Source organism: Embleya sp. NPDC020630, from assembly GCF_044334985.1.
In the GTDB taxonomy this organism is placed as follows: Bacteria; Actinomycetota; Actinomycetes; order Streptomycetales; family Streptomycetaceae; genus Embleya.
In genome coordinates, this window is record NZ_JBIRUB010000009.1 from 249,236 (window position 1) to 275,588 (window position 26,353).

Annotated in this window: 17 protein-coding genes; 7 read left to right on the forward strand and 10 right to left on the reverse strand. The window is 71.8% G+C overall.

The features are described from left to right. The first annotated feature begins 6 nt into the window (after positions 1–6). Entirely contained in the window at positions 7–753 is a 747-nt protein-coding gene (gene fabG, locus ACH4XV_RS29105) for a 3-oxoacyl-ACP reductase FabG (RefSeq protein WP_395794836.1), read from the forward strand. Positions 754–794: 41 nt separating this feature from the next. Continuing rightward, entirely contained in the window at positions 795–5,294 is a 4,500-nt protein-coding gene (locus ACH4XV_RS29110) for an amino acid adenylation domain-containing protein (RefSeq protein ID WP_395794838.1), read from the forward strand. Here ACH4XV_RS29110 and ACH4XV_RS29115 read toward each other — a convergent pair. The 4 genes from ACH4XV_RS29115 to ACH4XV_RS29130 are packed head-to-tail and all read right to left on the reverse strand — an operon-like array spanning position 5,263 to position 12,121. Then, a complete protein-coding gene (locus tag ACH4XV_RS29115) occupies positions 5,263–6,786 on the reverse strand; it encodes a tryptophan 7-halogenase (protein WP_395794840.1) in 1,524 nt (507 codons plus the stop codon). The genes ACH4XV_RS29110 and ACH4XV_RS29115 overlap by 32 nt on opposite strands. A 24-nt stretch (positions 6,787–6,810) precedes the next feature. Then, a complete protein-coding gene (locus tag ACH4XV_RS29120; protein WP_395794842.1) occupies positions 6,811–8,058 on the reverse strand; it encodes a cytochrome P450 in 1,248 nt (415 codons plus the stop codon). After that, on the reverse strand, positions 8,055–10,550 hold the full coding sequence (locus tag ACH4XV_RS29125; protein ID WP_395794844.1) for an amino acid adenylation domain-containing protein: 2,496 nt from the start codon (positions 10,548–10,550) through the stop codon (positions 8,055–8,057). Before ACH4XV_RS29125 ends, ACH4XV_RS29120 begins: the two co-directional genes overlap by 4 nt. Continuing rightward, positions 10,547–12,121 carry an AMP-binding protein gene (locus tag ACH4XV_RS29130; RefSeq protein WP_395794846.1) on the reverse strand — a complete coding sequence of 525 codons (1,575 nt, stop codon included), beginning with the start codon at positions 12,119–12,121 and terminating at the stop codon, positions 10,547–10,549. The genes ACH4XV_RS29125 and ACH4XV_RS29130 overlap by 4 nt, the downstream gene beginning before the upstream one ends. Positions 12,122–12,484: 363 nt before the next feature. On the opposite strand from ACH4XV_RS29130, the gene ACH4XV_RS29135 reads away from it, so the two are divergent. Then, positions 12,485–13,189 carry an SDR family NAD(P)-dependent oxidoreductase gene (locus ACH4XV_RS29135; RefSeq protein ID WP_395794848.1) on the forward strand — a complete coding sequence of 235 codons (705 nt, stop codon included), beginning with the start codon at positions 12,485–12,487 and terminating at the stop codon, positions 13,187–13,189. Positions 13,190–13,291: 102 nt separating this feature from the next. Here the strand turns inward: ACH4XV_RS29135 and ACH4XV_RS29140 are convergent, their stop codons facing one another. Genes ACH4XV_RS29140 through ACH4XV_RS29150 form a run of 3 tightly spaced genes read right to left on the reverse strand, consistent with a single transcriptional unit; the run spans position 13,292 to position 17,705 of the window. Next, the gene (locus tag ACH4XV_RS29140) at positions 13,292–15,277 is read right to left on the reverse strand and encodes an ABC transporter ATP-binding protein (RefSeq protein WP_395794850.1); all 1,986 of its coding nucleotides are present in this window, start codon (positions 15,275–15,277) and stop codon (positions 13,292–13,294) included. Beyond that, complete coding sequence (locus ACH4XV_RS29145) at positions 15,274–17,007, reverse strand: ABC transporter ATP-binding protein (protein WP_395794852.1); 1,734 nt, start codon at positions 17,005–17,007, stop codon at positions 15,274–15,276. Before ACH4XV_RS29145 ends, ACH4XV_RS29140 begins: the two co-directional genes overlap by 4 nt. Further along, positions 17,007–17,705, reverse strand: a complete 699-nt coding sequence (locus ACH4XV_RS29150) for a TetR/AcrR family transcriptional regulator (protein ID WP_395794854.1) — start codon at positions 17,703–17,705, stop codon at positions 17,007–17,009. The genes ACH4XV_RS29145 and ACH4XV_RS29150 overlap by 1 nt, the downstream gene beginning before the upstream one ends. 96 nt (positions 17,706–17,801) lie before the next feature. Here ACH4XV_RS29150 and ACH4XV_RS29155 point away from each other — a divergent pair, with 96 nt between their 5' ends. Then, positions 17,802–19,010, forward strand: coding sequence for an amidohydrolase (locus ACH4XV_RS29155; protein WP_395794856.1), 1,209 nt, complete (start codon positions 17,802–17,804; stop codon positions 19,008–19,010). Between the two features lie 69 nt (positions 19,011–19,079). On the opposite strand, the gene ACH4XV_RS29160 is transcribed toward ACH4XV_RS29155, so the two are convergent. Then, the gene (locus ACH4XV_RS29160; protein WP_395794858.1) at positions 19,080–20,315 is read right to left on the reverse strand and encodes a tetratricopeptide repeat protein; all 1,236 of its coding nucleotides are present in this window, start codon (positions 20,313–20,315) and stop codon (positions 19,080–19,082) included. A gap of 164 nt (positions 20,316–20,479) precedes the next feature. Between ACH4XV_RS29160 and ACH4XV_RS29165 the strand changes: the two genes are divergently transcribed. Together ACH4XV_RS29165 and ACH4XV_RS29170 are read left to right on the forward strand one after the other, a co-directional pair. Beyond that, positions 20,480–20,911, forward strand: coding sequence for an ASCH domain-containing protein (locus ACH4XV_RS29165; RefSeq protein ID WP_395794860.1), 432 nt, complete (start codon positions 20,480–20,482; stop codon positions 20,909–20,911). Positions 20,912–21,037: 126 nt separating this feature from the next. Then, positions 21,038–21,682, forward strand: coding sequence for a dihydrofolate reductase family protein (locus ACH4XV_RS29170; protein ID WP_395795073.1), 645 nt, complete (start codon positions 21,038–21,040; stop codon positions 21,680–21,682). A 255-nt stretch (positions 21,683–21,937) separates the two neighbouring features. Here the strand turns inward: ACH4XV_RS29170 and ACH4XV_RS29175 are convergent, their stop codons facing one another. Beyond that, positions 21,938–23,302 carry an SMI1/KNR4 family protein gene (locus ACH4XV_RS29175; protein ID WP_395794862.1) on the reverse strand — a complete coding sequence of 455 codons (1,365 nt, stop codon included), beginning with the start codon at positions 23,300–23,302 and terminating at the stop codon, positions 21,938–21,940. Positions 23,303–23,394: 92 nt separating this feature from the next. Continuing rightward, complete coding sequence (locus ACH4XV_RS29180) at positions 23,395–24,582, reverse strand: FtsW/RodA/SpoVE family cell cycle protein (RefSeq protein ID WP_395794864.1); 1,188 nt, start codon at positions 24,580–24,582, stop codon at positions 23,395–23,397. A 212-nt stretch (positions 24,583–24,794) separates the two neighbouring features. Between ACH4XV_RS29180 and ACH4XV_RS29185 the strand changes: the two genes are divergently transcribed. Then, on the forward strand, positions 24,795–26,327 hold the full coding sequence (locus ACH4XV_RS29185; RefSeq protein ID WP_395794866.1) for a M1 family metallopeptidase: 1,533 nt from the start codon (positions 24,795–24,797) through the stop codon (positions 26,325–26,327). The last annotated feature ends 26 nt before the right edge of the window (positions 26,328–26,353 follow it).

Here is a 26,353-nt window from a genome sequence, read left to right on the forward strand (position 1 = left end):
AAGACGATGCCGGACGACGATCGCCGGGTGGCGCTGGTCAGCGGCGGCTCGCGCGGGATCGGCCGCGCCACCGTGCTGCGCCTGGCCCGGGAGGGTTTCGACACCAGCTTTTGCTACCGCTCCGACGCGGCCGCGGCGCACGAGGTCGAGGCGCTGGTCGAGGAGGCGGGCGCGCGCTGCCTGGCCGTACCGGTCGACGTGGCGGACGGGGACGCGGTCCGGGCCTGGCTGGCCGAGACCGAGGCCCGCCTCGGTCCGGTCGAGGTGGCGGTCACGTGCGCCGGCGTGACCCGCGACCAGCCGCTGGTGCTGATGTCCGACCAGGAGTGGCACAGCGTCCTGGAGACCAACCTCACCGGCGTGTTCGAGGTCTGCCGGGCCGCGGTGTTCGCGATGATGAAGCGGCGACGGGGCAGCGTGGTCACGCTGTCCTCGGTCGCCGGCGTGCATGGCAACCCCTCGCAGACGAACTACTCCGCGTCCAAAGCGGGCATCATCGGCTTCTCCAAGGCGCTGGCCAAGGAGGTCGGCCGGTTCGGGATCCGGGTGAACACGGTCGCGCCGGGACTCGTCGACACCGACATGATCCGGGCGATGCCCGAACGCGCGCGCAAGAAGCTGCTCGACGCGGTACCGCTGGGCCGGTTCGGCCGCGCCGAGGAGGTCGCGGACCTCATCGGCTACCTCGCCTCCGACCGCGCCGCCTACATCACCGCCTCCGTCTTCGAGATCGACGGCGGAATCACCATCTGACCGCAACCCCAGGGAACCGAAGGAACAGGAAACGGAGCGAGATGGAACCGGGTGCCACGGCCGCGACACTGCCCCTCACCGCGGCGCAGCGGGAAATCTGGCTCGCACAACAGTCGGCCCCCGCGAACCCCGTCTACACCATCGGCGGCTACGTCGAGATCCTCGGCCCGGTCCGGCCCGAGGTGTTCGAATCCGCGCTGCGGCACGTGGTCGACGAGATCGACGCGCTGCGACTGCGGTTCGTCGAGGTCGACGGCGAGCCGCGCCAGATCGTCGGCGCGCAGCCGGACTGGTCGCTGCCGTATCTCGACATCGGCGCCGCGCCCGACCCGCGCGCCACGGCCCTGGAGCGGATGCGCGCCGACCTGCGCGAGCCGCGTGTGATCGAGCGGGCGCCGCTGTTCTCGTTCGCGCTGTTCCGCGAGGGGCCCGACCGGTTCCTGTGGTATCTGGCCAACCACCACCTCCTGCTCGACGCGTACAGCGTCGGGCTGCTGGTGCGCCGCGTCGCCGAGGTGTACCCGGCGCTGCACGACGGCGCGCCGCTACCGCCGTGCGGCTTCGGCCCCCTCGCCGAACTGCTGTCCGACGAAACGGAGTTCCGCGCCTCGGCGGCGTTCGAGCGGTGTCGGGACTTCTGGCTGGAGCGCATGCGCGACGCCCCCGAGCCGGTGCGACTGGGCGAACCCCCCGCCGCGCTGCCCACCGACTTCCTGCGCGAGACCCGACGGCTCTCGCACGCCGCGTTGCGCGGAACCGCGGCGCCGAACCGGCCGCCGGCGTCGGGCGCGCCGGCCCACCTGGTCGCCGCCGCGGCGGCCTACCTGCACCGGATCACCGGCGCGTCGGACGTCGTGATCGGGCTCGCCGTCGGCGGGCGGGACAGTCGGCAACTGCGTCGGATCCCCGGGATGTTGGCCCAGGCGGTGCCGCTGCGCATGACGGTGACCCCCGCGACGACGGTGGCCGAGCTGCGCGCACAGGCGGCCGAGCGACTGCTGGAAGCGCTGCGCTACCAGCGGCACGGCAGCGGCGAACTGAGCCGAACCCTGCAACGCGGCACCGGCGACCGGGAGTTGTTCGGCCTGGTGGTCAACGTGACGTCCTTCCCGCGAAGTCTGCGCTCCGGCGGGCGGACCTGGCGCGTACACAGCCTGACCAACGGGCCCGTGGCCGACTTCGCCGTGGCGGCCGAGGACCTCGGCGAGGGCGAGGGATACGAGCTGAACTTCGACGCCAACCCGGCCCTGTACGGGCGCCCGGAGGTGGCCGCGCACGGCGACCGGCTGTTCCGGGTGTTGCGCCAAGTGGTCGATGCCGATCCCGAACTGGCGGTCGTGGGAATCGAGTTGACTACACCCGCCGAGCGTGATCGGCTGCGGTCCCTGGCCGCGGGGCCGGTGGACGACGACACCCCGATCGCCACGGTGCCCGAGTTGCTGGCGCCGTGGGCGCACGCCGACGCCCCGGCCGTGCACTGCGGTACGGCGACGGTCACCTACCGGGAGCTGCACGGCCGCGCCAATCGGCTGGCCCGCCACCTGATGCGCCGCGGGGTCGGCCCGGAGCGGCTGGTGGCGGTGGCGCTGCCGCCCTCGGTGGAGCTGATCGTGGCACTGCTCGCGATCCTCAAGGCGGGCGGCGCCTTCGTGCCCCTGGACGTCGAACTTCCGGTGGAGCGGCTGCGGTTCCTGCTCGCGGACGCCGCGCCACACCTGGTGCTGACCGACCACGAGCACCACGCCGCGCTCCCGGACGGCTCGGCCGCGTCCACCCTCGTACTCGACGACGCGCACCTCGCCCGCCGGTGGGCGGCCCTGCCCGACCACGAGCCGGCCGACACCGAGCGCAGCCGGCCGCTGTGCCCGGCGCACCCCGCCTACCTGATCCACACCTCGGGCTCGACCGGCACGCCCAAGGGTGTGCTCGTCACCCACGCCGGCGTGCCGAGCCTGGCCCGATGGCAGCGCGAGACGCTGGGCGTCGCCCCCGGCAGCCGGGTGCTCCAGGCGGCGTCGATGGGTTTCGACGCGATGTTCTGGGAACTGTGCCAGGCGCTGACCTCGGGCGCGGCGCTGGTCCTGCCCGAACCCGGGCGCCCGCGCATCGACGCCATCGTCGAAGCCCTGGCCGGCCGGCCGGCGGTGACCCACGTGACGTTGACCCCGGCGGTGCTCGCGAGCATCCCCGCCGACACGATCCCCCCGAGCACCACGGTGGTCGTCGCCGGGGAGGCGGTATCCGGCACGCTGGTGGCCGAGTGGTCGCCGGGACGTACCCTCGTCAACGCCTACGGGCCCACCGAGTACACCGTCTGCGCCACCGCGAGCGCCGCGCTGCACGGCGACCAGGCACCGCCGATCGGGACGCCGATTCGCGGCGCGCAGGCGCATGTGCTCTCGCCGGGCCTGTCCTTCGCGCCGATCGCGGTGCCCGGCGAGCTGTACCTCGCGGGGTCCGGAGTGGCCCGCGGCTATCGGGGTCGACCGGGGCCGACCGCCACGCGGTTCGTGGCGAATCCGTTCGGGCCGCCCGGCTCGCGCATGTACCGCACCGGGGACCTGGCGTGCCGGCACGACGACGGCACCCTGCGGTTCCTGGGCCGCGCGGACGACCAGGTGAAGGTGCGGGGGTTCCGGGTCGAACCCGCCGAGGTGGAGGCGGCCGTCGCGGAACAGCCCGAGGTCGGCGTCGCGGTGGTGGTCCTGCGCGAGGACCGGCCCGGTGACCGCAGGCTCGTCGCGTACGTCGTCCCCGAGCCCGGACGCGCCGTCGAACCGGTCGCGCTGCGCCGCTCGCTCGCCGCCCGACTGCCGCAACACATGGTGCCGGCGGCCGTGGTGGTGCTCGACGCGCTGCCGCTGACCGGCAACGGCAAGCTCGACCGCGGCGCGCTGCCGGCGCCCGAGACCCCCGGCGCGGGCGGCGGACGGCGACCCGGCTCGCCGACCGAGCAGACCCTGTGCGAACTGGTCGCCGAGGTGCTCGGGGTCGAGGCGGTCGGGGTCGACGACGACTTCTTCGACCTCGGCGGCCACTCGTTGCTGGCCACCCGCCTGCTCGGCCGCGTGCGTGAGGTGCTCGGCGTCGAACTGTCGGTCCGGCATGTGTTCGAGTCGCCCACCGTGGCCGGCCTGGCGGCGCGATTGGCTCTGGGCGAGCCGGCCGGCGGCGAGGACACCCCGCCCGACGCGATCGATCCGGCCGACCTGGCGGAGTTGGGGCCGATCCTGGCCGAGCATCCCGACGTGGCCCGCGCCGCCGTCACGTTCACCGACGGCCGGCTGGTCGGCTACGCCGTCCCGGCGCCGGACCGCCGGATCGACCCGGGAGCGCTGCGGGCGTACCTGGCCGGCGCCGCCTATCTGGGCGGAACCCTGCGCGAGCGTCCCGTGCCGACCGCCGTGGTCGTCCTCGAGGACCTGCCGTCGACCGCCGACGGCGAACCCGACCGGCGGGCGCTGCCGGCCCCGCGCGTCGAGCCGAACCCGGCCGGTCGTGGCCCCCGCACACCCCGCGAGGAGGTGCTGTGCCGGCTCTTCGCCGAGGCGCTGGTGCTGCCGTCGGTGGGCATCGACGACTCGTTCCTGGACCTCGGCGGCCACTCGCTCCTCGCGGCGCACCTCGTCGGGCGGGTGCGCGACGTCCTGGGCGCCGAACCGTCGGTGCGGGACGTGTACGAGGCGCCGACCGTGGCCGAGCTGGGCAAGCGGCTCGGCGAGGGCGACCGGCGCGACGCGCTGGGCGTACTGCTGCCGCTGCGCACCCGGGGCGAGCGGCCACCGCTGTTCTGCGTGCATCCGGGCATCGGGCTGAGCTGGTGTTACGCCGGGCTGTTGCACCACCTCGGCAACGACCAGCCCGTGCACGGCCTCCAGGCACGCGGCCTGGACGGTCGCGAGCCGCTGCCGGCGACCGTGGCGGAGATGGCCGCCGACTACCTGGAACAGATCCTGAAGGTGCAGCCGAACGGCCCGTACCACCTGATGGGCTGGTCCTTCGGCGGGCACGTCGCACACACCCTCGCGACCATGCTGCAGGCGCGCGGCGAGGCCGTCGCGTTGCTGGCCGTGCTCGACAGCTTCCCGGGCGTCGGTCCGGCGAACGGCCGCGTACCGTCGCAGCCGTCGGGGTCGTCGGAGCCGGAACTGCTCGCCGAGTTGGTGGACTTCGTCGGCGGCGCCCCGGACCCGGCGCACGCGCCGCCGGACCGGGCTCGGGCGGTGGCGGCCCTCGGCGTCGAGGGCGGTCCGTTGTCCGCGCTCGACACGGCGAGCCGGCACGCCGTCGTGGACGTCTTCCTCAACAACGCCCGGTTGATCCGCCGACCGCCCGAGGCGGTGTTCGACGGCGACCTGCTGCTGTTCCGCGCGACGAAGGGCCGCCGGACCGACTCGGCGAACCGAGAGGTCTGGCGGCCCTGGGTCACCGGGCCGATCGAGGTGCACGACATCGGGTGCGAGCACCGGGAGATGACTCAGCCGGAGCCGCTGGCCCGGTTCGCCGAAGTCATCCGGCCTCGGCTGCCGAGGGCTCGCTGAGCGCGGGCGTCGGCGCGGGCTCCTCCCAGTACATGCCGTCCGTCGACACGGTCAGCCGATCGGGTCGATCCCGCCACCCGGCGGCGATGGTGTCGAGCAACCGCCGGTGGTTGTCGCCCTCCAGCCGCAGGTGGTTGGGGTCCGGGTGGTTCTCGGTGGTGAACTCCTGGGTCCGGCCCTCCCAGAACGCCCGCATCCCGGCGTCCTCGTCGGGCCCGCGCCCCCGCGTGCGCGGCGCCGGGGTCGCGGATCCACCGTCCAGCGGCGTGTACTCGCCGGCGCCCAGACCCGCGGTGAGGTAGCTGAACGAGTCGGCCTCGGAGGCCGCGGCGCCGGTCAGCTTCTTCGCGGTCCAGAAGTACGAGGTCTCGTCCTGGTGCGTGTCGTAGACCGCCTTGAGGAACTCGTAGTACAGCTCGTACTCCCGGCGGTGGCGGAACTCGGCCTCGGCGAAAGCGCGTTGCTCGTCGAGCCGGCCCGCGAGCACGCTGTTGATCGAGCGCGCCGCCAGCAGTCCGCTGTAGGTGGCCAGGTAGACGCCGGTGGAGAACAGCGGGTCCACGAAGCAGGCGGCGTCGCCGACCAGGGCCATGCCGGGCCGCCAGAAGCGGGTGTTGCTGTACGAGTAGTCCTTGCGCACCCGCACCTGTCCGTACGGCCCCTCGGTCACCCGCCGTGCGTCGCCGAGGAAGTCGCTGATCATCGGCGACTCGGCGATGAACCGCTCGAGCGCGCCCTCGCGGTCCTGCTGGATCTTGTCGGCCATCTCGGCCGGGACCACGGCACCCACGCTCGTCAACTCGTCGGTCAGCGGGATATACCAGAACCAGCCGCCGCCGAACGCCGCGCACAGGATGTTCCCCCGCCGGGGCGGGTCCATGCGCTTGCCGCCCTCGAAGTACCCGAACACGGCGATGTTGCGAAAGTACTCGGCGAGTTCGCGGGTACCGCCGACATGCCGGCGGATCCGACTGGTGTTGCCGGAGGCGTCGACGACGAACTTCGCGGTGACCTCGTGCTCCACCCCGTCGGCGTCGGTGTATCGCACGCCGCGCACCCGCTCCGGATCGCCGAGGACATCGCGTACCGAACACCGCTCGCGCACGTCCACGCCGACCCGGCGGGCGTTGTCCAGCAGTATCTTGTCGAACTTCATCCGCTCGACCTGGAACGCGTGGCGGCCGCGGTGGGTGTCGGTCGCGAAGGTGAACGACCACGGCTCGGGACTGGCGCCCCACAGGAAGGTGCCGCCCGTCTTGGTCTGGAAGCCGGCCGCCTCCACCTCGTCGGCCACGCCGAGCAGCCCGCAGATCCACTCCGTGGTCGACGGCAGCAGCGACTCGCCGATCTGATACCGGGGGAAGCTCTCCTTCTCCAGCAGCAGCACCCGGCCGCCCCGCATCGCGACGAACGAGGCGACGGTCGAGCCGCCCGGTCCACCGCCGACCACGACGACGTCCACGTCCGTGGAGTCCCGATCGGTTGTGTTCATGGTTGGTCTCCGTTTCGAGATGGGTCAGGCCGCTGCGGTCGCGTGCGGTTCCGGGATCAGGCGTACCGGCAGGGACTGCATGCCGGAGAGGATGCTGGAGTAGATCGGCTGCGGCGGCCCGAGCGGCTCGATGTCGGCCACCAGGCGCCGCAGTCCGTCGAGCACGGCCTCGACCTCCAGCCGCGCCAGGTAGTGGCCGAGGCAGAAGTGCGAGCCGTACGCGAAGGTCAGGTGTTTGTTGGGGGAGCGGTTGAGGTCGAAGCGGTCCGGATCGGCGAAGACCTCGCCGTCGAAGTTGGCCGAGGAGATCCACACGCTGACCGCGTCGCCGGCGGCGAAACGATGGCCGCCGACCGTCACGTCGGAGGTGACCGTACGGCCGCCGTGCAGCGACGGGTGGGTCCAGCGCAACACCTCCTCCACCGCCGTGGACATGTCCACCTCGCCCTTCTTCAGGGCCGCCCACTGGTCGGGGTTCTCGACGAGGGCGAGCAGCCCGCCGGTGATGGCGTGCCGGCCGGTCTCGTCGCCGCCGATCATCAGGCCGTAGCAGTTGGCCATCAGCTCGGCGTCGGACAGGTGTTCCCCGTCGATGCGGCTGCCGGCCAGCAGGCTCACCACGTCGTCGTGCCTGCTGTCCCGGCGGGTCTCGGCCAGGTCGGAGAAATACAGCAGGATCTCGTTCTTCGCCGTCCAACTGTCCTGGTACGGGGCGTCGGCGTAGTCGGAACTCCACGCGTGCGAGGTCAGATCCAGCAGCTGCCGCCGGTCCTCCCGGGGAATGGCGAGCAGGTCGCAGATGGCGCCGAGCGGTACGTTCCCCGACACGTCGTGGGCGAAGTCGCAGCTGCCCTCGCGGATCGCCTCGACCAGCAGCTGATCCACCGTCACCCGCAGCGCCTGCTTGATCTCCTCCAACATCCGGGGGGAGAAGGCCCGCATCAGGATGTTGCGGATCTGCGCGTGCCGCTTGCCGTCGGTCACCGCCAACATCGTTCCCGATGCCGAGTCGCCGCCGGTGAGGATCGTGGCCAGTGCGTTGCCGCCCTCGGTGGTGAAGTGGTCCTTGCCGCGATAGACGGTCATCGCGTCGGCGTAGCGGCTCACCACCCAAAAGCCGGGGCGCGACTCGCGCGGGGTGTGCCAGTGGATCGGCCGGTGCGCGCGCAGGTGGCGCCACACCTCGCGCAGGTCGTACTCGGCGTGCAGCCGCGCGTCGGCCAGGTCGATGTCGTCGATGTCGTCGGGGGAGATCACGGGTCGGGTGTTCACGCCTGGCTCCTCTGGTGCCCGTTCGCGCGGTTCAGCCGGTTGGTTTCGGCGACCGCCGCGAGGGCCTCGATCGTGGGGTGGTCGATCAGGTCCCGTGGTGAGATCGACAGTCCCGCCCGGCGGGCCTCGCGGATCAGCACGATGGTGAGCATGCTGTTGCCGCCGAGCTTGAAGAAGTCGCCGTCGATGTCCACCGCGGACAGGTTGAGCGCCTTCGCGAAACACGCGACGAGGGCGGCCTCGGCCGGGTTGCGCGGCGCCCGGCCGGGGGTCGCGGGGGCCTCCTGCGGCGCCGGCAGCGCGGCCCGGTCGAGCTTGCCGGCGGGCGTGAGGGGGAACTCGGCGACCTCGACGAAGGCGGCGGGCACCATGTACGCCGGCAGGAACCGCTCGACGTGCTCGCGCAGGGCGGCGGGATCGAGCGCGGCTTCGCCCGCCGGTACCGCGTAGGCCACGATGCGGGGGCCGGTCGGCGTGTCATCGCGGACCACGGCGATCGCGCGGGCGACATCCGGGTGTTCGGCCACCGCGGCGGCCACCTCGCCCGGTTCGACGCGATACCCGCGGACCTTGACCTGGTCGTCGGCCCGACCGTGAAAGGTAAGGCTTCCGTCCCGTCGCCAGGACATCAGGTCCCCGGTCCGGTACATGCGCTCCCCGGGCGCGAACGGGTCGGCCACGAACCGCGCGGCGGTCAGGGCCGGCCGCCGCAGGTAGCCCCGGGCCAGAGCGGGACCGGCGATGTACAGCTCGCCGACCACACCCGGCGGCACCGGGCGCAGCCCGTCCGCGAGCACGTAGACCGACCGGCCGGCGATCGGCCCGCCCACCGACGGCCGTCCCGAACCCGACAGCGGCTCGCTCATGGTCGCGCACACGGTGGCCTCGGTCGGGCCGTAGGCGTTGATCGTCCGGTGGTTGCCCGACCAGGTCGCGGCCAGTTCGGCCGGGCACGCCTCGCCCGCCATCACCAGGGTGCGCAGGCCCGGCAGCCGGGGTTCGGCGAGTCCGGCCACCGCGACCGGCGGCAGCACCGCGTGGCTGATCCGCTCGTCGACGAGCACCCGTTCCAACTCCTCGCCCACCAGCGGCCCGGCGGGCGGGACGACGAGGGTGGCGCAGGCGGTGAAGGCGGCCAGCAATTCGGTGACCGACGCGTCGAAGCTCGGGGAGGCGAACTGCAGGACACGGCTGTCCGGCGCGACGGCCATGCGCGCCACCTTCGCCGCCGCGAGCGAGGCCAGGCCGGCGTGGGTGACCACGACTCCCTTGGGGCGTCCGGTCGTTCCGGAGGTGTAGATGACGTACGCCGGATCGGCCGTCCGGTACGGGGGTCGGCCCTTCTCGGCCTCGGATTCGGATTCGGCCTCGGATTCGGCGTTGGTTTCGGCGTCGGGCGTGTCGAGCGCGGTGGCCGTCTCGGCCTCGTCCAGCACGATCCGCTCCGGCCCGACACCGGCCGGCGGCGCCGCCCCCGTGGTCGTCACCAGCAGCGCGGGCCGCGCGTCGCCGAGCATGAACGCGACGCGGTCGGCCGGGTATTCGGGATCCACGGGCAGGTAGGCGGCGCCGGCCCGGCCGACCGCGACGATCGCGACGACCATCGCCACCGAGCGGGGCAGCACGAGCGCGACGATGTCCTCGGGACCGAGACCCCGGCGCCGGATCAATCGACCCAACCGGTCGGCGCGGCGATCGAGTTGGGCGTAGGTGAGGGTTTCGCCGTCGCCGACCAGCGCGGTCCGGTGCGGGTTGGCCCGGGCCTGGCGCCGCACCACCTCCGCGAGCGAGATCGCGGGCGGGTCCGCGCCGTTGTCGTTCCATTCCGTCAACATCCGGTGGTGCTCGTCGCCGGTCAGCAGGGCGATCGTGCCGAGCGGGCGATCCGGGTCGTCGGCGAACGCGTCCAGGAGCCGGACGAGCAGGTTCGCCGGCAACTCGGTGGCCGTACCGTCCGCCGCACGCACGCACAGCCGCACCCGCCGGCCGGGACGCACGGTGCAGCGGATCGGCACCCCGCCGGCGGGCGAGCCCACGGGATCGGTGCCGGCCATGTACACGGCGCTGTCGAACAACTCGCCCGCGGAGTGGTTCCGGTACGGCTCGCCCTCGACGGGTCCGGGCGGAGCCTCGGCCTGCCGGGCCGTCGCGGCGAGCGAGGCGGCCGGCCGGTACCGCAGGTGGACGGGACGTATCGCCCCGCCGAAGACCACGTGTTCGTTGCCGGTCAGCAGGCTCGACACCGCGCCCCAGGCGGCCCGCACCACCGATTCCAGGGTCAGGCCCCGGGCCTCGCAGTGGGCGCTCAGCCGAGCGCTCGTCGCCTCGGACAGCTCCCGCTCGGTGCTCGCCGGCGCACCGGTCTCGGCGGCCCCCGCGAGCGCCGGCACCAGCAGGGTCGGTTCCGCCGGAGCGGGCGGGTACGCGCCGCCCCGGGCATGCTCGGCGGGAGGGGTGTCCAGGTCGCCGACGTATGTGGTGGGCAGGGTCATCTCGTCTCCGATGCGTTGTGGGCCGGCGCTGCGCCGGCGGCCTCGGCCTCCGCGCGCAGCCGCATCCGGTCGGGTTTGCCGAGGCCGAGCAGCGGCAACTCCGCGCGGAACGTCACGACGGTGGGGGACTGGTTCGGCGACAGGACCGCGGCGACGTGCTCGCGCAGTTCCTCGGCGGTGACGTGCCGGCCGTCGCGCACGACCACCGCGGCGTGCACGCGCTCCATGCGGTCGGCGTCGGCGACCCCGAACACCGCGGCCTGCGCCACCGCGGGGTGCCCGGACAGGGCCTTCTCCACGGCCGCCGGATACACCTTGATGCCCTTGGTCTTGACGACGTCCGCGAGCCGGCCGCGCAGGTGCAGATAGCCGTGTTCGTCCAGGTGTCCGATGTCGCCGGTGTGCAGCCGACCGCCGCGCAGGGTCCGCGCGGTCGCCTCCGGGTCCCGCCAATACCCGGCCATCACCAGCGGCGTATGCACACACACCTCACCGACCTCGCCGATGGGCAGTTCACGCTCGTCGAGCGGGTCCCGGATGCTCAGCGTCACCGGTGCGACCGGCCGGCCCACGGTGCCCAGCAGCTCCGGACGGGTGTGGTCGTCGCCGGTGAGCCGGCAGATCAGGCCGCACTCGCTGCTTCCGTAGATCTGGCCGAGCACCGGGCCGAAGACCTTCACCGCCTCGGCGAGTCGGTCGGCGGAGGCCGGGCTGCCGGTGTAGCCGAGGTCGCGCAGGCTGGACAGGTCGGTGGTGCCGACGTCCGGATGGTCCGCCAGGGCGTACACCTGCGGGGCGGACAACATCACCCGGGATATCCGGTGCCGGCCCACCGCGCGCAACACCGCCGCCGGGTCGAACCCCTGGTGCAGCACGACCGTGCCGCCGGACACCAGGACGTTGTCCGAGGTGAACGCGGCCGTATGGGTCAGCGGCGCGGTGACCAACATCGTCTGCCGATGGCCCAGGGCGGCCATCCGCGCGGTGACGTCGTTGCGCACCTCGAACGACCAGCACACACCCTTCGGTCGACCCGTCGAGCCGCTGGTGTAGGTGACGACGGCGAGTTCGCCCTGTGCGGCGTCGGCGGGATCGAAGGCGTCGGGCGAGGGCAGGCTCAGGTCCGTGACATCGGGACCGAGGTCGCCCAATCCGACCAGGAGCACGGGCCGTTCGAACCGGGCGCGCAACTCGCGGGCCCGGGCGGCGTTGTCCGCGTCGATCGCGAACACGGTCGCCCCGGTGCTCGCGACCATCTCGAACTGCTCGCCGGCGCGCAGTACATCGCCGGGGTCGACCGCGTTCACCGTGCCGACGTGCACCACGAGGGCGCCGACGAGGCCGGCGGCGTAGCGCAGGACGAGCGTCGCGGGGGTGTTGTTGACCGTCATCACCGCGACCACGTCGCCGACGCCGACGTCGTGCGCGCGCAACCCGGCGGCGGCCGAGCGGACCGCGGCGGCCAACTCGCCGGCGCGGGTCGGGATGTCCTCGTGGACCAGGCTGATCCGGTCCTCGTCGACGGATAACGACTCCAGGATCTGTCGGACGTAGTGGTCGTTGCCGGGCATGGCGTACTCCCATCCGATGTACGGCTGCGGGGTGCGGCGCCGCCGCGCGGTCGCGGGCGGGCCTGCGGGATTCGTGGGTATTCCGTCGTGGTGCCGGGCTTCGGGCCGGCAGGCGGCTCCGGGCCGGGTTGCCGCGGCGGGCAGGGCAGAGACTGTCGGATCGGCGCTGGAAGCGGAACCGTGCCGCTGCGGGATCCCGATGGAATTCGCCGAGTCTAGGCAGGGTCGGCGACGGGGTCCAGAGCGATGTGGCCCGCAGGCGTCGCGGTGCGCACGGCGGGTGGGTTGGTGGGGAACTCATCGATGACCAGCACCATTTGCGCTGCTAGGCTCCCGCCTCCGAACTGTTGGGGGGAGGCCGCCGTGGCCGCAGTTGGCATCATTTCCGGGGCGGGCCGGGCCGGCGACTCGCTCGCCGCACGGCTGGCGGACGCGGGATTCGATCTCGCGGTGTTGGGTTCGTCCGCGGATGCCTGTGCCGGGGCCGTGGAGTGCGCGCGGCGGTCGGGTCGGCGGGCGCTGGCCGTGGAGGTACGCGCGGGTGAGGCCGATTCGGTGCAGGGGGCGGTGGATCACGTCGACGTGCACCTGGGGCCGCCCGCCGTGCTGGTGCACGTCGTCCGGGCGCTGCCGGGCGGGCCGCCGGGCGCGGTGGCGGACTGGGACGGGCAGGTGGGCGAACCGCTGCGGGAGACGTTCCTGATCAGCCGGGCGGTGCTGGACCCGATGATTCGGGAGGGGTGCGGGCGCATCGTCACCGTGGTCGACATGCCGGACGCCGCCGACGGGCGGGGGAACGCCACCGTGCGGGCCGCGCTGGAGGGGTTCACCCGGACGCTGGCGCTGGAGGCCGACGCGTTCGGCGTCACCGCCCACCTCGTCGTCGTGGGTCGGGGCATGTGGGCGGCGGCGGGGGAGATCCTGCCGCCGGCGCCCGGTCCGCCCGCGCCGGGCGGGCGTGCGCCGGCGGTCGAACTCGCGGCCACCGTGGCGTTCCTGGCCGGTGACGGGGCCGGCGTCGCCTCGGGGGAGGTCGTCCACGTGGCGGCCGCCGGTGGGATGCCCTGAGCGGAGCTCCGAGCAGGTCCCGGCGCAGGGCTCCGAACAGAGCCCTGAACAGAGCCCTGAACAGAGCCCTGAGCAGGGCTCCCAACGAAGCCCCGAACGGCCTCAGTCGCGCCGCCGATCCGCCCCGGCGAACTGCGCCGCGTGCAGCCGCGCATAGGCGCCGCCGGCCGCGCACAGTGCCTCGTGCGTGCCCTGTTCGACGAGCCGACCCGACTCCATCACCAGGATCAGGTCCGCGTCGCGGATCGTGGACAACCGGTGCGCGATGACGAAACTGGTGCGCCCGGTGCGCAACGTGTTCATCGCCCGCTGGATCAGCACCTCGGTACGGGTGTCCACCGAACTGGTCGCCTCGTCCAGGATCAGGATGCCCGACCCGCCCAGGAACGCGCGTGCGATGGTGACCAGTTGCCGTTCGCCGACACTGAGATTGGTACCCGCCTCGTCCAGCATCGTGCGGTAGCCGTCGGGCATGGCGCGCACGAAGTGGTCGACGTGTGCCGCGCGCGCCGCCTCCTCGATCTGTTCGGCCGTCGGGCGGTCCGCGCCGTACCCGATGTTGTCCGCGACGGTTCCCCGGAACAGCCAGGTGTCCTGCAACACCATCCCGATGTTGCGCCGTACGTCCTCGCGGGTCATCGTCGCGATGTCCACGCCGTCGATGGTGATCCGGCCCGAGGTGAGGTCGTAGAAGCGCATCAGGAGGTTGACCAGGGTCGTCTTCCCGGCGCCCGTGGGGCCCACGATCGCCACCGTCTGCCCCGGCTCGGCGGTGAACGACAGGTGCTCGATCAGCGGTTCGTCCGGCGTGTACCGGAAGCAGACGTCCTCGAAGACGATGCGACCCCCGAGCGGCCCCGGCCGCACCGGCCGCGCCGGATCCGGCAACTGCTCCTCTGCGTCCAGGAGTTGGAAGATGCGCTCCGCCGAGGCGATGCCGGACTGGAGCAGATTGCTCATGCTCGCCATCTGGGTGATCGGCTGGCTCATCTGGCGGGAGTACTGGACGAAGGCCTGGACGCCGCCCAGGGTGACCATGCCGGCGGTGGCGAACAACCCGCCGCTCACCGCGACCAGGACGAAGTTGGCGTTGGCCAGGAACAGCATGGTGGGTTGGATCGTCCCGGAGACGAACTGCGCCCGGAAGCCGACCCGACGCAACTCCCGGTTGTGCCGGTCGAAATCCTGCCGCACCTCCTCCTGCAGCCCGAAGGTCCGAACCACCGAGTGGCCCGCGTAGGTCTCCTCGATGTGCCCGTTCAGCCGGCCGGTCGTGGCCCACTGCTCGACGAAGTGGGGTTGTGCCCGACGGCCGATCCGGGCGGCGCCGATCAGGCACAGCGGGACAGTGGTCAGCGCGACCAGGGCGAGCAGCCACGACACCCAGAACATCACCGCCACCACCCCGGCGATGGTCAGCACCGACGTGAGCAACTGACTCAGCGTCTGCTGCAGGGTCTGGGTGAGGTTGTCCATGTCGTTGGTCGCGCGGCTGAGCACGTCCCCGCGCGACTGCCGGTCGAAGTAACTCAGCGGCAGTCGGGAGAGTTTCGCCTCGACGTCCTCGCGGAGCCGATAGCCGATGCGCTGCACCAGCCGGGCGGTGCACCGGGCCTGCACGATGCCGAACACCCCGGAGAAGAGGTACAGCAGCAGGGCCGCGAGCAGAACCCAGCCCAGCCGGGTGAAGTCGATGCCGTGGCCGGGCGACACCGGCAGCGGGGACACCAGGTCCGCGAGCCGGTCGTGCCCGGTCGCCCGCAGGTGGGCGACGGCGTCGGCCTTGCTGACGCCGGGCTGCAATTCGGCGCCGATGTGCCCGGTGACGATGACGTCGGTGGCCTTGCCGAGCATGAGCGGTCCGAGCACCGCCAGGGTGACGGCGACCACCGCGCAGCCGGCGGTCGCGGCGATGAGCAGACGGTCCGGACGCAGGGTGCGCGCCAGGCGGCGGATCGAGCCGCGCAGGTCGAGGACCTTGGCCGGCGGCATCCCGCCGCCCATCGCCCGTCCGGCGCCGACCGCACCGGCCAGGGGCGCGCGCGGCACGGTGGGTCGCGCCGGGTCCCCGGGCTTCCCGATACTCACGCCGCCTCCTGGTCGTTGGTCTGGGACAGGGCGATCTCCCGGTAGGTGGCGTTGTGTTCGAGCAGTTCGGCATGCGTACCGGCGCCGACCACACGTCCCTCGTCCAGCACGAGGATGTGGTCCGCGTCGCGGATGGTGCCGACCCGCTGCGCCACGACGAGCACGGTCGCCTCGGCGGTCTCGTCGGCGAGCGCGGTACGCAGCGCCGCCTCGGTGGCGTGGTCGAGGGCGGAGAACGAGTCGTCGAACAGGTAGATCGCCGGCCGGCCGATGAGCGCCCGGGCGATGGCCAGCCGTTGGCGCTGCCCACCGGACAGGTTCGAGCCGCCCTGGGTGACCGCGGCCTCCAGTCCCTGCGGGAGTCGTTCGACGAACTCCCGGGCCTGCGCGACCTCCAGGGCGTGCCACATCTCGGCCTCGCCGGCATCGTGCCGGCCGTGCCGGAGGTTGTCGGCGATGGTGCCGGAGAACAGGAACGGCCGCTGCGGTACGTACCCGACCTGTGCCGCGAGCAGCGCCGGTGCCAACTCCCGTACGTCGGCGCCGCCGACGCGGACCGTGCCCGCGCTCGCCCCGAGCAGCCTCGGCACCAGGTTGAGCAGGGTCGTCTTCCCGCTGCCCGTTCCGCCGACGATCGCGGTGACGGTGCCCGGTCGGGCCACCAGGTCGATGCCCTGGAGTACGGCCGAATCGGCACCGGGATAGCGGAACTCTACTGCGGACAGCTCGACTTCGCCGGGGCGGGAGAGTGCGGTCAGGGGGTGCTCCGGCGCCCGCAACATCGGTTCGGTGCGGAGTACGCCCTGGATGCGTTCCGCACTCACCTCGGCCCGGGGAATCATGGTGAACATGAAGGTGGCCGACAGAATCGACATCAGGATCTGCATCAGATATGACAGGTAGGCGGGCAGGGCGCCGATCTGCATCGACCCGCCGGAGATCCGGTGCCCGCCGAACCACAACACGGCGACACTGGACACGTAGATGACCAGCATCAGCATCGGGAACATCACCGCCGTGAGCCGGCTGACGCGCAGCGACACCTCGGTGAGTTCCTCGTTGGCGGCGGTATACCTGCGGCGCTCGCGGTCGTCGCGGACGAACGCCCGGATCACCCGGACGCCGGTGATCTGTTCGCGCAGGATGCCGTTGGTGCGGTCGAGCCGCCGCTGGGCCACCCGGTGCAGCGGAAGCATCCGGCCGACCAGGACACCCACGATGACGACCAGCACCGGGATGACGACCGCGAACAGGCCGGACAGCGGCCCGTCCAGGCGCAGCGCCATGACCACGCCGCCGACGCACACGATCGGCGCGGGCACCAGCAGGGTGCCGGTGAGCAGCGCGAGGAGTTGCACCTGTTGCACGTCGTTGGTGGTGCGGTTGAAGAGCGACGCGGTGCCGATCCGGTTCACTTCCTGGGCGGAGAAGGACAACACCCGGTCGAAGACCGCCGCCCGCAGGTCGTAGCCGAGGGCGGTGGCGATCCGGGCGGCGAGATAGGCCGCCGTGATCGAGCAGAGGATCTGGCCCAGTGCGACGGCCGCCATCACGCCGCCGATGCTCAGGATGTATCCGTTGTCGCCTTCGAGTACGCCGTTGTCGATCAAATCGGCGTTGAGGCTGGGCAGTTGCAGTGCGGCGACGGCCTGACCGACCTGTAGGAGGAGGAGCAGGGTCAGGGAACGGCGGTAGGGCCTCAGGTGGTTGCGTAACAGGCGCAATAACATCAGCGTCGCGCCCGCTTGGTCGACCGGGGTGGTTGGCGTGCCGGGTCGAGGGTCGGGGTGGGCGCGGGGGTTGGATCGTGGGCTTGCTCGCGCACGAGCAGGCCGTCGAGGAGTAGCGTGGCGATCTCGTCGGTGTCGAGCGCGTCGCCGAGGCCGAACGTACCGCGGGTGGTGGCGAATACCATCGCCACCACCAGTTGCGCGACCATGGTCGGTGGACGGCGCAGCGTGTCGCGGTCGGGCTCGACCACCTCGGCGACCGCCGCGACGAGGCGTTGCCGGTAGCGCGCCACCTCCGCCAGGAACGGTTCCCTGACCTCCGCCGGCACGCTCTGGGTGCGCAGCGCGGCCACGAGCGGTTCGGTGGCGACGAGTTGGTCGGCGATGACGCGGATCACCGCGCTCAGCCGGTCGCGCAGGTCCGGATTCGGATCGATCGCGGCGATCGCGGCGACGATGGGTGTCGGTTCGAAACTGCTCAGCACGGTGGCGTGGACGAGCGAGTGCTTGTCCGGGAACACGCTGAAGATCGTGCCCTCGGCCACGCCCGCGGCTCGGGCGATCTGCTGCGTGGTCACCGAGACGCCGCGTTCGAGGAGGAGGGGGAGGGTGGCGGCGATGATGGCGGCGCGCCGCTCCTCGGGTTCGAGGGAGGGCGCGCGCCGCCGCCGAGTAGCCCTGCTTGTGGTGTCCGTCACGCGCCCGACGCTAATGAATGAGTGCTCACTCAGTCAAACGGCGCTGCACGCCCTAGCATCGGGACCGTGCCCCGCCGACCGGACGGAAGGAATACGATGATCTCCACGCCACCCGACCTGCTGAACGAACTCACCGAGGTGTACCGGGACTTGCACCGGCATCCCGAGTTGGCCTTCGAGGAGCACCGCACCGCGTCCCTGGTCGCCACACACCTGCGCGCGCTCGGCTGCGACACGGTGGAAGGGGTGGGCGGCACCGGCGTGGTGGGCGTGTTGGCCCGGGGAGAGGGGCCGACCGTGCTGCTCCGCGCCGACATGGACGCGCTGCCGGTCACCGAGAAGACCGGCCTGCCGTACGCGTCGACGAGGGACGGGGTCGCCCATGCCTGCGGCCACGATCTGCACACCACGTGGCTGATCGGCGCGGCGACCGAGTTGGCCGGTCGGTTCGCCGACTGGTCGGGCCGGGTGTTACTGGTCTTCCAGCCCGCGGAGGAGATCGGCCGCGGGGCCCGGGCGATGCTCGACGACGGCCTGTACGCACGATTCGGCACGCCGGCGGTCGCGTTGGGGCAACACGTGGGTCCCGGACCGGCCGGCCGGATCGGGTACCGCGACGGGGTCACCATGGCCGCCGGCGATGCCATCCGGGTCCGGCTGCGTGGCAAGGGCGGTCACGGCTCGCGGCCGGAGGCGACGGTGGACCCGGTGGTCCTGGCCGCCGCGACGGTGATGCGCCTGCAGACCGTGGTGTCCCGGGAGGTGGCGGCGACCGACCCGGTGGTGCTGACCGTGGGATCGATGCACGCGGGCACCAAGGAGAACATCATTCCCGACGAGGCCGAACTGGGCCTGACCCTGCGCTCGTTCGACCCCGCGGTCCGCGACCGAGCACTGGCGGCGATCGAACGGATCGTGCGGGGCGAGGCGGCCACGTCCGGGGCGCCGGATCCGGAGGTCGAACTGCTCTACAGCTTCCCGGCGTTGGTCAACGACCAGGGGGTCGGCGAGGCGGTACTCGCGGCGTTCCGGGCGCAGTTCGACCCGGCGCGCGTGGTCGCGGCACCGCTGATCCCGGCGAGCGAGGACTTCGGCCTGCTGACCGACGGCGGCCGCATCCCCTCCGCGTACTGGTTCGTCCGAGGCACGGACCCGGCGCTGTACGCAGAGGCCGAGGCGGCAGGCCGGATCGCGGAAAACATCCCCACCAACCACTCCCCCCACTTCGCCCCAACCCTCGACCCCACACTGGCCACCGGAGTACAAACCCTGGTAACCGCCACCCGCACCTGGCTCACGCGTTAGCGCCCCGATTCCAGCCGCCGCCGTCGTGCGAACCTCCGAGCCCGGCCCCGGACAGGTGCTGCGGTCGGCTCAGTCCGGGTCGGGTTGCGGCGGAATCTCCGGTAGTTCCGCAAGTACCCTGCGGACGGCGGCCGTTCGTGGGTGCTCCGGGCCGAAGTGGGTCCGCCAGGCCGCCTCGGCCATCCGGAGCCGGTCCCGGGCCTCGGCGCGGCGCCGCGGCTCGTGGGCGAGTGCCGTGCCCAGGGCGGTGCCCGCCTCGAGGGTGCGGTGGTGGAAGGGTCCGAGTTCGCGGGCACCCAGGGACAGCGCGGCGTCGGATTCGGCCTGCGCGTCGGCGTATCGGCCCAGGCCGATCAGCACGCCGGCGGCGGCGTTCGCGATCAGCGCCGTGCCGCCGTCCCGGTCGGCCGGTCCGGTGCGTGCGAACACCGCTCTGGCCGCGGTGATCTGCGCCAGGGCCTCGTCGTGGCGAGCGTCCGCGTCCAGGCATACGGCCAGGTTCGCGTGCGCGACCGGCAACTCGCGCCAGGTCGCGGTATGCGACGCGGCACGATCGACCGTCGATCGAGCGCACGCCTCGGCCTCGGTCAGACGCCCCAGGGCGAGCAACACCGGAACCAGCACGTGCCCGACCTCCACGGAAGTCCGCGTCGTCGTACGTTCGTCGGCGCCGTCCAACGAACCCAGGGCGGCCCGGCACTCCCGCTCGGCGTCCGAGTATCGACCCAGATATCCCAACTGTTCCGCACGCAGAATTCGCGCGCCCCGCTCCCAATGGCGCACCGTGGGACGCCGAACGGCGTAGGCGATCAGGCGCTCGGCGATCTCCAGTGCCTCGCCGGGACGGCCGAGCGAGGCCAACGTTCGGGCCCGGAGCTGCCAGTTGGCGACGTACCACCACGGTGAGGGGCGCCCGACCGGCAGTCCGATCACGGTGCGCGACTCGGTCTCCGCCACCTTCGGTCGCCCGGCGACGACGAGTGCGTGGACGAGATACGCGCGGGCACGCATTTCCTCGTCCCCCGACGGCTGCGCCGCCTGCGCGTATGCCAACGATTCGCGGATCAGCGCCTCGGCCTCCTCGTGTCGGCCGAGCTTGGACAACGCGCTGCCCAGATCCAATCTGCACACGAACGTGGTGTGCGCCGTCGGCCCGTCGCGCTCGACCGTCAAGCGCACGGCCTCGCGCAACAACGGCTCCGCCTCCGTGTCCCGTCGATCCGACAACAAGCCCAGCCCGCTCCGGTACAACGCACCGGCCTCGCCCCCGGTACGCTCCCGCCAACGATCCGACAACCGACCCACCCGAGTTGCCCCCTCACGCGCACCCCACCCAACCGCCGAACCGGATGATCCCACAGCAGGTGTGACATCCGCCCGAACGGGGCCGGGCCACCCCGTCGCGCTTGGCACCAATGGCCGCGCGCGGCGGGACTGCGTCCGTGAACGTCCTGTCGTAGCGTGGGGGCATGGTCGACGTGTTCGAGTATCCGCCCATGGAGTTCGGCTTTCCCGGGGCGTTGCGGGATGCGCTTGTTGCCGCGGTGCTCGATGGGACGAAGACCAGTACCACCGGTGTGCTCGCGGACTATGAGCATGCGGGTGAGGAACTTCCGCGGGTCGGGGATCGCTACACGGTCGTCGATTCGGAGGGATGTGGTGTCGGCGTCATCGAGATCACCGAGGTCCGCGTGTTGCGGCTGGCGGATGTCGACTGGCCGCACGTTCGCGACGAGGGTGAGGGCGACACCTCGATCGCGCAGTGGCGCGCCAACCATGAGACGTTCTGGCACGGACCCGAGATGCGGGCGGCGATGGACGATCCCGGGTTCACCGTCGATGACGACACTCGGGTTGTCGCCCAGCGCTTCGGACTCCTCCCGCGCGGCAAAGGCGCGTAGGCGCGATCGCGAGGCGGGTTCGGAATATTTTTCGGAGAATCCGTGGCTCGATGTCGAAAACGGGATCCGGGCTCCGATCCATCCGTGAAACCGACGCGCAGCCTGAAGGAATCACAGGAGGAAGACGTGGCTCAGCTGTTGAGAGTTCAGAATTTCGGCGTGTCGAGTGACGGCGTGGGTGCCGGTGAGGATCAGAGTCTCGAACGACCGTTCGGATATGATCATCCCGAAAGACTGTTCGCCTGGGCGGGGGCGACCGCCAGCTGGCGGATGCGTACCGAGCCCGGGGGCAGTCGGGGGCTCGATGACTACTTCACGCGGGACTACGACCGCAATGTCGGTGCCGAGATCATGGGCCGCAACAAGTTCGGGCCCCAGCGCGGGCCCTGGCGGGACCACGAGTGGCGTGGCTGGTGGGGGGACGAGCCACCGTTCCGGACGCCGGTGTTCGTCATGACGCACCATGAGCGTCCCTCGTTCACGCTCTCCGACACCACGTTCCACTTCGTCGACGGCGACCCGGCCACCGTTCTCGACATGGCGCGCGAGGCGGCGCAGGGCAAGGACGTGCGGCTGGGCGGTGGGGTCACCGTCATTCGGGAATTCCTGGAGGCCGACCTCGTCGACACGATGCATGTGGCGGTCTCGCCGCTGAAGCTGGGGGGCGGACTGCGTCTGTGGGAATCCCCCGACGAGCTGCTCGACCGGTTCCACCTCGATGTCGTGCCCAGCCCGAGCGGCGTGGTGCACCACCTCTTCTGGCGTAAGTAGCCACGGCCGCCGACCGCGCTTCGGGGGTGGGGAATGATTCCTGGGCGGTGTCGGTTGTGATGGTCGTCGGTGAGGGTGTGCCCCCGGGCCCAACCATTGCCTCCGTGGAATACCGCTCGGCTGGAGCCACGGTGTGCCTTCCGCCGTGAGGCGGCCCCCTCACCGGCTTCGACGTGACGCACGGCGCCGCCTCCCGTTACCCGGGGAGCGGCGCCGTCGTGCTTCGAGGCGGACGACGATTACCCTGAGTCCGCCCTACCCGACGCCACGGGGCATGGCCAGGATTTCGCGGCCGCGGGCCGGGGTGATCAGTTCGGCCAGGACGGGGTCGGCGAGCAGGGAGATCGGGGCGATGTGGTCCTCGCATACCGGCCGCCACAGGCGCAGGGCCTCGCGGAGTTCGGGCCAGGCTTCGTCGCAGAGGGCCGCGCGGGCCGTCCGGGCGGTCGCGGGATCGGACAGCGGGTCGGGCGCCGGGCCGCCGTCCGCGTACAGGGTGACGACGTACCCATCCGTGGCCGTCGGCGGCTCGGGGACCCGGAAGGCCGGATGCGCCGCGAGACGGTCGGCGACGGCGCGTACGGCCGCGTCGAACTCGGCGCCGCCGCCGAAGGTGACCCGGAAGCCCGGTTGCGTGCCGCGGGCCTCGTATGCGGCGACGAGCTCCCGCACCGGCTCGGGCGCGTGCTCCTTGAGTCGCGGCAGGGGCCGCAGATCGTAGGGATGGGCGAGTCGTTCGTGCTCGACCAACAGCGGCAGGAGTTCCGCGGCGAACAGGGGACCGGTGAGGAGACCCTCCCGCTGCGGGGCGTGCCACATCAGTCGCGCGATGTGCCGGCGCCAATCGCCGAGCATCACGTTCATCTGGGTGCTCAGCAACTCCGCTCGCTCGCGGCCGTATTCGTTTGCCCGGGCGAACAGGGCGAGCGGCTCGTCCACCGCCCCGGCCAGTGCCTCCCGACGGGCCCGCTCGACCTCCGCGTCCCAGTGGTCCCGCGTGGCACCCGGCGGCTTGCGCAGGGCGTGGAAGGAAACCCACTGCCGGTGCATGAGGGCATGGAACGATCCGTACCGCTGCGGCCCCTCGCCGGACCAGGAGGCGAGCCAATAGCCCGCCCATTCGCCGTCCTCGTCCACGTCCTCCGGGTCGAGCAGCATGATCGCGGAATCACCCTCGAGGGACAGGCGCAGGGAGCGCGCGAGGATCTTCGCCTCCTGGAGGGTGAAGGCATCCTCGTCGTCCTCGTCGTCGCCCTCTTCGCCCCCGGAGTCCTCGTCGCCCTCGTCCTCCACGAGGTCCTCCCATGCCTCGATCCAGTGGCGGTCGTCGGTGTCCCGCAGCCATTCCAGTTCCGCGCTGCCCGCCAGCCGGTAGACGAAGTTCCCCGCATCGCGCCACCCGTCGGTGACGAGCAGGAACTCCCGCAGCGAAGGCGGCAGTCGGCGCCCGAGCCGGGCCTCGGCCCCGGCGATGTCCGTCTCGTCCGCCGGCGCGAACCCGAGCCAGGTGTCCCGTACGACCTCCTCCGCGAGCGGCCCGTCCCGCTCCGGATCGTGGCCCACGACCCACTCCTCGCTCCACTGCTCCAAAAACGGCCGCCAAGCCGTGCGCTCGCCCATCGTCCCCGTCCTCCCGTCCACGATCCGCCCTCACCCCACCACAGGGATACGACACCAGCCGCCGCGCCATCGTGACACCGCCCCGCAGACCCTTACGCGACGGCGACGGACGTCGACGGGACCGGGCGGCGGGCCGCGTCGCCGACCACGATGAGGATCGCCACCAGCGCCCAGTTGGTGATGACCGACGAGCCGCCCTGGGCAAGGAAGGGCATCGTCATCCCGGTCAGCGGGATCAGCCCGATGACCCCGCCGGCCACGACGAAGACCTGGAGCGCCATGACCACCGCCAACCCGGCGGCGAGCAGCTTGCCGAACGGATCGCGGGCCGCCAACGCGGTGCGCAGGCCGCGCTCGATCAGCAGCGCGTACAGCATGAAAATCACCATCATCCCGGCCAGCCCCAGTTCCTCGCCGACCGACGTCAGGATGAAGTCGCTGTTCGCGGCGAAGCCGATCTCGCCGGCATGGCCCTGGTTGAGGCCGGTCCCGAGCATGCCGCCGGTGCCGAATCCGAAGAGCGCCTGGGCGGCCTGGTCGGAGTCGGTGAGACCCGGCGTGACCAGGTCGTAGTAGTACATCGGGTCGAGCAAGGCATGTACCCGGCTCTTGACGTGCGGTTCCACCGAGCCGACCAGCACCGCGCCGGTCGCCGACAGGACGAGCCCGAACATCAGCCAACTGGTGCGCTCGGTCGCGATGTAGAGCAGTACGACGAACATCCCGAAGAACAGCAGCGAGGTGCCGAGGTCGCGCTCGAACACCAGGATCAGCAGGCTCGGCAACCAGGCGGCCAGGATCGGCCCCAGGTCACGGCCACGCGGCAGCGGCAACCCCATGACGGTTCGGCCGGCCAGCGCGAGCGCGTCGCGCTTGGCCATGAGATAGCCGGCGAAGAAGACGGTCAGGACGACCTCGATGCCCGCCACGGACCACATCAGCTGCGTCGGCGCGGTTTGCAGCGCCTTCCGCGAGCCGCGTGCCGGGTCGAGCCCGATGCGGTAGATCAACACCATGCCGATGCCGTTCAACAGCGTCGCCAACGGCAGCAACAACGGGTCGGCGTACGGGGCGAAGCGGCGGATCGCCAGGTGCCCGAGCAGGGCCGGTACGCCGATCCCGAAACTGTACGCCGCCACGTCGGTGGACAGCGAACCGCCGCCCGCCAGAGCGACGTTCGCGAATGCCGACAGGATCACCAACACCGCGAAGCCGAGCATCGCCAACTCGGTGCCACGCCGATTCGGTACGAGTTCGTCACCCTCCCGCCGATCCGTCATGTCGTGCCCCCGTCGGTTGGCCGTGATCGCTCCAAGGAACGACGAGGACGTTGGCGGCCCGGTTCCGTGCCACCGAAATCGCCTGCGCCCCGGCGCCGGCATTTCGCATTGCTTTCTTCCCGTGAACATCCGGGCGTTCGGGCGTAGGACGGGGTCCGGCGGGACAAGGATCGATCCGACCCGTTTTCCCAGTGACCCTGTGGAGGACCACTGTGCGCACGAGGCTGACCGTCTCTGCCGCCGCAGGCGCGCTCGCCCTGCTCCTGTCCGTCCCCGCCTCCGCCTCGGCCGCCGCCCAGGCCGGCCCGGGAGCCCCGGGCATCGGCGACCCCTACTACCCGACCGCCGGCAACGGCGGCTACGACGTCTCGCACTACGACATCCGGCTCAAGTACCAGCCCGCCACCGACGACTTAGAGGGCACCACCACCATCCTGGCCACCGCCGGCCAGGACCTCACCCGCTTCAACCTCGACTTCGTGCTGAAGGTGAACGAGGTGCTGGTCAACGGCCGCCCCGCCACGTTCGCCGCCACCGGTGAGCACGAACTGGAGATCACCCCCGCCCGGGTGATCACCAAGGGCAGCCCGATCACCGTCGTCGTCCGCTACGCCGACCGCCCCGGCACGGTCCTGCGCGGTGGCGTGTCGGGCTGGTTGCGCACCCCCGACGGCGGCATCGCCGCCAACGAGCCGGAGGGCGCGGCCTGGTGGTACCCGAGCAACGACCACCCGACCGACAAGGCCACGTTCGACGTCTCCGTACTGGTCCCTGACGGCACCCAGGTGATCAGCAACGGCACCTCGACGCAGAGTTCGCGGGCCGGCTGGACCCGCTACAACTACCGGCAGACCAAGCCGCAGGCCACCTACCTGGCCACGGTGGCGATCGGCAAGTTCGACATCCGCGCCGACACCACCCCCGGCGGACTGCCCGTCATCACCGCGTACAGCAGGGACCTCGGCGACAACGCCGGCGCGGCGCAGGCCAGCGTCGAGCGGACCGGCGAGCTGGTCGACTGGCTCAGCGGCCGATTCGGCCCGTACCCGTTCGGCACCGTCGGCGGCTACGTGCCCAACGTGCCCACCGGCTACGCGCTGGAGACGCAGGGTCAGATCTTCTACAGCCCGGCGCAGTTCGCCCGCGGGGCCAACACCTCCGTCGTGGTGCACGAACTGGCCCACCAGTGGTACGGGGACAGTGTGTCCGTGCGGCGCTGGAGCGACATCTGGCTCAACGAGGGCTTCGCCCGGTACTCGCAGTGGTTGTGGTCCGAGCACGAAAACGAGGGCACAGCCCAGGAGTTGGCAGACTACGTCTACAACCTCTACCCGGCCGACAACGTGTTCTGGACCATCAAGCCGGGCGACCCGGGCCCGGACCAGCAGTTCGCCGGCGCGGTCTACGACCGGGGCGCGGTGGCGGTGCAGGCGCTGCGCAACGCCGTCGGGGACGAGAAGTTCTTCCAGATCCTGAAGGGCTGGCCGACCGAGCGCAGGTACGGCAACGCCACCGTCCAGGACTTCCAGGCGTACGCGGAGCGGATCTCCGGCAAGCCGCTGGCCGAACTGTTCACCACCTGGCTGTTCACGCCGTCGAAGCCCGCGGCGGGATCGGCGGGAGCGGCGGCGCCGGGTACGGCGAAGCCGGGCCTGACGCCGAGGGTCACTGCGGACGTGGCGCCGGAGCCGAAGTCCTGGAAGAAGATCCAGGAGACCAACACGGTGCACGATCACAAGGATTGACGATCCATCGGATGTGAATCCCGCAA